The 5,559-nt window shown below is 50.0% G+C and carries 4 protein-coding genes; 2 read left to right on the plus strand and 2 right to left on the minus strand.

Annotated elements, in window-relative coordinates; translation table 11 throughout:
* The first annotated feature begins 772 nt into the window (after positions 1-772).
* Together J5M66_RS26370 and J5M66_RS26375 are read left to right on the plus strand one after the other, a co-directional pair.
* Positions 773-1,210, plus strand: a complete 438-nt coding sequence (locus J5M66_RS26370; protein ID WP_207809838.1) for a hypothetical protein — start codon at positions 773-775, stop codon at positions 1,208-1,210.
* The gene (locus tag J5M66_RS26375; RefSeq protein ID WP_207809840.1) at positions 1,207-3,966 is read left to right on the plus strand and encodes a ParA family protein; all 2,760 of its coding nucleotides are present in this window, start codon (positions 1,207-1,209) and stop codon (positions 3,964-3,966) included. Before J5M66_RS26370 ends, J5M66_RS26375 begins: the two co-directional genes overlap by 4 nt.
* Positions 3,967-4,392: 426 nt before the next feature.
* On the opposite strand, the gene J5M66_RS26380 is transcribed toward J5M66_RS26375, so the two are convergent.
* A complete protein-coding gene (locus tag J5M66_RS26380; protein WP_243433062.1) occupies positions 4,393-5,289 on the minus strand; it encodes a serine protease in 897 nt (298 codons plus the stop codon).
* A gap of 60 nt (positions 5,290-5,349) precedes the next feature.
* Positions 5,350-5,559 (minus strand): hypothetical protein (locus tag J5M66_RS26385; RefSeq protein WP_207817521.1); only part of this gene is annotated, 210 nt, incomplete at its 5' end.

Consider the following 5,559-nt stretch of genomic DNA (forward strand, 5'->3'; position numbering starts at 1 on the left):
GAACCCGGCATACCCGAAGGTGTCCCACGCACAGCCACCGCAACAGAATTTCAGACAATGCCTGAACAGGTGCAGAACGCTGGCGCGCCTTGATATTGGGCGGACGGTCAAATCCGATCGCTGATTCGTCAGCGACCGCATCACAATAGAACCCGGCCCCTAGGCGCACAAGCCGGCGGATTCTGGCGTAGCTGTAGGCAAAGGCGCAAGGATATGTAGCCTGGGAGCGTGGCTGGAGATGCGTTTTTAAACGTTAGTGCTAATGAGCCCCATTGCGGTATGTCGCGACGGATAGGCTTGCCCTAAAACGGCCTGTAGAGCTGCCTTTCACGCGTAAAGACGAGGGCAGCTTTCGGCGAAAAGCGGGCTGGTGACAAGGTGGAAAAAATCATGTATTGCATGCAATTGTCAGTCTTTGACGCTTAGCCAGTTCAAGCCATACGTCGAATGTTGTTAACCGCAAGCGAGCATCTCTGGCAGCAGGGGCAAAAAAACATCGGACAATGAGTTATTGGGAGGTCTGTTTATACCCCCGCTATCAACGTATCCTTCAGCCGAAACTCTTCCGCACCTCATGGATGGACTAAATGCAATCTCCCCAGGTCGTAGGGCAAACCGAGTCGACTTCCTTCCGAAATTTGGAGTTCGTTCCAAAATTTGCTTTATCTGCCTTCGTCGTTCGCGACTCGATGCATACCAAGCGCGATGTAAATGTAGATTCGCTAATACGCATGGGGGGCACGCAAACCCATTGTACCTTCGGAGCTATCCAATGAGTGCAGTGCCATTTACTGACCGCGAATTAGTGCGTGCTTGGCGAGAGCTCTCCACCATCGCCAAACCAGTCACAGGGAGCATGCGCAAGAATTCACACCGCTTGTTGTTGTTTTACGCCGTGGAGTGCGGACTGAAAGCAGTATGGCTCAAGAGGCAAAATCGCAGTCTTTTCGAACGCGAAGACATCGACAAAACGGGCCATAACTTGCGCCAATTGCTCAAAGATCTGAAGGTCGGGGCGGAGCTATCTCTGCCTGAAAATTTACAGCTTCTACCGGTGTCGCAAAACGGTGTCCAGCTGCCACGCAATGGCGATATCAGCATCCTGCATCAGGCTTGGCGATATGGTGCGGACTGCAGAGTCCCCCGAGACAACGATTGTGAACATCAGTTAGAACAAGTTTTGAGTTGGATTCAAGGAGAACTCAAATGAGTATGCAAGTGGATACAGCCCAGCGTTTATTGACGTGGTTGGATGTTGAACGCGTGCTTAAGCAGCGTTCAGTACTTTGGTCCCGCTTACCTGTAGGCGTGCTCAGTGTTGACTGCTTTGCAAGTGGACTCGAGGTGCGGCATTCAGCGGACGATGAGTTGGTAGAAGAGTGGCTAAGCAGGATTTTCGGTAACGCATATCACCGCGATCAACGTTGCATCCGTCTTCGTATCGGTGATTCAAGCTATCCGGTTGAGTTAACGAGAGATGAAGGTTCGGCGGCTGACACTGGGCAGAAAAACTACCCTTTGTGGCGTGATGTTACTTACCTGCCAACCGATGAAGCTATCTCAGGGGATCAGCTCGAACAGCCTGCGCTACAGCCCATTGTTGAAATGCCCGTTGGTTGGACATCAGGGCCGGATTTGATTTCCTTTCACTCTTTTAAGGGCGGAGTTGGGCGGACGACGGCCCTCATGACATATGTAGCCGCATGCATGCAGGAGCCGGGAGCTGCCCCTAAAAAGATTCTCGTAGTAGACGCCGACCTAGAGGCTCCCGGCGTCAGCTTTTGGCTGGACGAAGCAAATCGGCCTATGGTGTCTTTTGTCCAGTTGCTTGAAGCCTTGCATTACCCTCCCGCCGGACTGGATACAACGCTGGGCTACTTCGCGCAGGAGTTACGCAAAACATCGCTCAACGTTGGAGGCTTGCAGCGGGAGCTGTTTATTCTGCCTGCAGCCTTAGACTTGGCCGAAATTCAGGACATGCCGGTGGCGCCTGAACACTTAGCCCGCAACCCCCATAATCCTTGGCAGCTATCAGACCACCTGCATGCCTTGGGTAGCTACTTGGGCGTGGATGCTGTGTTCATAGATCTGAGAGCGGGCTTGAGTGAACTGGCCAGTCCAATCCTGTTTGACCCTCGTGTAGATCATTTTTTCGTCAGTACCGTTGCACCTCAATCAGTACAGGGGATGGCTGAAGTGCTGCGTCGCCTATATGCATTTAATCGCCAGTTGCCAGCCGCGGAGCTTGAGAATGCGCGCCCCACCGTAGTGTTGAGCCTGCTCACCAAAGAGCTAAGAGATGCTGGACATTACGAACTCGCATTAAAGGCGCTGGGTGAGGCATATCCTACGGACGATGCGCTGTCGCCAGGGGTGCAGTGGCTGGAGGCTGAGTTCCTGAGCAGTCTGATGTCCATCGGGTCTTTGCGTGAGGCGTTGGACACCTTGCCTCAATCAAGTCGATTGTTTGCAAGTGCAACCGAGTGGGCAAAGGCTCTCTATGCGGAGGCTTTGCCGGCACAGACGACTATTTCTGGTGGCGATACTAGCCCTGCAGTTGCACCCCGTCATGAACAAGCAACAAAGTTGTATGAAGTTTGCAAAGCAGCAGAGTTCGCCGACAGCAGCGCAACAAGTGTCATTTTGGCCACGGAACCACTTATCAATCTGGGTAAGCATTATGCTAATGAATTGCCCAATCTTCTGATGATCGGCGCTAAAGGCGCGGGTAAAACTTTCACCTTTCGACAGCTGGTAGGATCGAGCAGGTGGCAGCATTTCTTGAGCAAATTAGGTTTCGAACCAGCGAACACGACCGATGCCGCAATATTTCCAGTCCTGTGGTCGGACAATATTGAGGACAAACCGGATGGGGAAATCAAGCTAGCGCAGATTAGTACGGCCGAATTGATACAGAGTGATAGGCAACTGTTGCTTTCCGCCAGCGTGGTCAGGCGCCTGATTGAAGAGGCGCTCAGAGCGCCACCGGATCATTGGGAGGACTTCTGGGATGACCTCATTGCGCGTCAACTCGGCATTACGCATGGGGGACTTCAAACAATAAATCAAACATTGGCGAAACATTCTTCACGAGTGATATTCGTATTTGATGGCATTGAGGACACATTCAAAGATGCCGATAATAGACATGTGAATGAGGCGATACATGCACTGCTGCGGTTACCCAACCGGGTCAGCGAGTTGGATAATCGGCACATGGGAGTCATTGTATTTGTGCGCGCAGATTACGTTCAAGCCACTATCCGCCAAAACTTGGGACAGTGGTTACAACGCTTCCAGCCATTTAGGCTGCATTGGAACCCCGAAAGCTTTCTTCGTTTAGCTTTCATGCTGAGCTGCCAAGCTGGCATTATTTCAAACGATCCAAAATCTGCAGAGTCTCTGCGCATTCAAGATTTGAAGGCCGAACTTGAACGGCTCTGGGGAAAGAAACTCGGAAGCGAAAAGTCTAAAGAAGCACACTCCGCTCGATGGGTCTACGCAGCGCTATGCGACTTGAAAGGCAACGTGCAAGCACGTGACTTGGTTAGATTTATGAAGTTCGCTGCGTCATTTGAATCAACTCGGACGGGACAAACTTGGCCGGATCGTCTGTTAGCTCCGGAGTCAATGAGGAAGGCAATACCCGATTGCAGTGTTGAAAAGGTAACGGAGGCAAAATCGGAAGTGGCCCCTTTGAGAAGGTGGATGGATCTTATGGAGCAAAGTGGTATCCGCCATCTCAAAGTACCGTTTAGTCAAGAGCAAGCGCGTCTTGATGCAAGTCTCCTCGGTTCGTTACAAGAACTTGGTGTGGTTTATGAGGATGTGGATGGAGAGTTGGGAGATGAAAGGCTCTTCCTGCCTGAAATTTACCGTTATGGTTTGGGTTTTGTTACCTCGGCGACCGGCCGACCGCGCACTCAGGCCTTGTTGAAAAAGAATATTGGCGCTATCCCACTTTGAACCACATGACGATTACTTTTCGTTCATCGGGTTACTGAGTGGGAATGCCGCAAATTTTCTTACAGGAAAGCCAATTGAGGCGTATCTAACTAACAGCAATTGGTCGAAAGCAGCCGGAAATGAATTGCTGCTTTTGGCTCGGAGAGCGTAGAAAGATTTACCAAAGTGCAAGAGGGTGCCTCAACCCACCTACGTTTTATCAGCACTTTATAAGTACGTGAATTCGAGCAGCGCAGCGAGTTCAGATGAAAAGAATGAAAAAAAGTGCAATAAAGGGGACGTATTTTTTAAAAATAAATACGTCCCTATTTTTTTGAATACCGTTGACACAAAACGACTTAGCGCGAATCTAAAATCGGTAAAAGCTGTCAAAAAAGGTCGGGCTCCGCAAATTTCATTACCCACTCCGCATTTTAGGGGCTAGCATTACGGCAGGCCGTGAAGTCTAGGTTTGTAGCTGAACTGCGGTTTTCTTTTGTTCGCTTCAATGATTCTCTGAATGAACGCTTCTGCTGTTTCCACGACGGTTGAAGCTTTAAAGACCACGCCAAGATCGAGCATTTCTTGCTGTGCTGTCATAGTTTTAATTGCAGTGGGAATAGGTACAGGTACGATCTCGTTATATTGGGTTCTGTAAAACACAGCGGCTATAACCCCGAGAAAGTAAAACCTCGAACCCGCAACCAATGAGCCACTTTTGGTCGAATAACTTCCTGAGTCCGCTATAAAAACTGGACTGCCGCTTGAACCTCCAAATACCGAAGCGTCAATTAGGAAGCGAGGAGTACCTTCAAAGTTGACTTGAAGGGGGCTTGCAGTAGTGCCACGACGGGCCACAGGAAGGAAATTTTTGCTATCCCAGATTCCATTTGGGTAACCTACGAAGGTGACGGATTCCAGCGCATCTAGCTCAGCGAGTGTCTCTGCACTTGGGATGTTCTCGTACTTGACAAAAGCGCAAAACGGACTGACACCATGAGTATCCAAAAGAGCCTGAACCATTGGTTGAAATGCGCAGACAGTAATATCAATAGTTGGGTCCGGGTGGCCAACCCAAATTCCAGTCCAGGCTTCGGCGTCAAATTCCACTTTGAGCGTTTCACCGAGAGCGGGTTTGCCGCCATCATTCCGGTGAAAAACCATAGTTGCACGCACGGTTCCATCAACCACATGCTTGTTCGTCACGATAAGAGGAACTGCTTGACCATCGTGCAACGCTTCGAAGAAAAAGCCTGTGCCAGACCCCTCGTCCCCGGTAGCGGTCCATGTAGTTATTTTTACGGTATTGAAAAACAGTTTTTCTGCAACAGAATCAAACTGCATAACTCCTCCCTCAAGCTCACTCATCCGTCTTGCTGATTGCACGAGACGACAATTAGTTGCCTAAATAATTTTCGTCGTCCCACGGCGTTCTACCCGATCATATCGAATTCTGGTGAACTGAATCTCGCAATATTTGCCAAGCACGCTTGCCTGTTTTTCTGACACATAGCGCACATTCGCGATGATCCAGTTTTTGCCAAATGCAATCACAACAACACTTTTCTTGTCCGTTTCTTTTGTGCAAGAGCACTCGAACAGGCGCCTATGTAC

Source organism: Pseudomonas sp. 67(2021), from assembly GCF_017491835.1.
Taxonomy (GTDB): Bacteria; Pseudomonadota; Gammaproteobacteria; order Pseudomonadales; family Pseudomonadaceae; genus Aquipseudomonas; species Aquipseudomonas atacamensis.

What these genes read in the sequence shown, in the direction of transcription:
- J5M66_RS26370 (WP_207809838.1), top strand. Translation starts at nt 773, where the DNA reads ATGAGTGCAGTGCCATTTACTGACCGCGAATTAGTGCGTGCTTGGCGA.
- J5M66_RS26375 (WP_207809840.1), top strand. Translation starts at nt 1,207, where the DNA reads ATGAGTATGCAAGTGGATACAGCCCAGCGTTTATTGACGTGGTTGGAT.
- J5M66_RS26380 (WP_243433062.1), bottom strand. Translation starts at nt 5,289, where the DNA reads ATGCAGTTTGATTCTGTTGCAGAAAAACTGTTTTTCAATACCGTAAAA.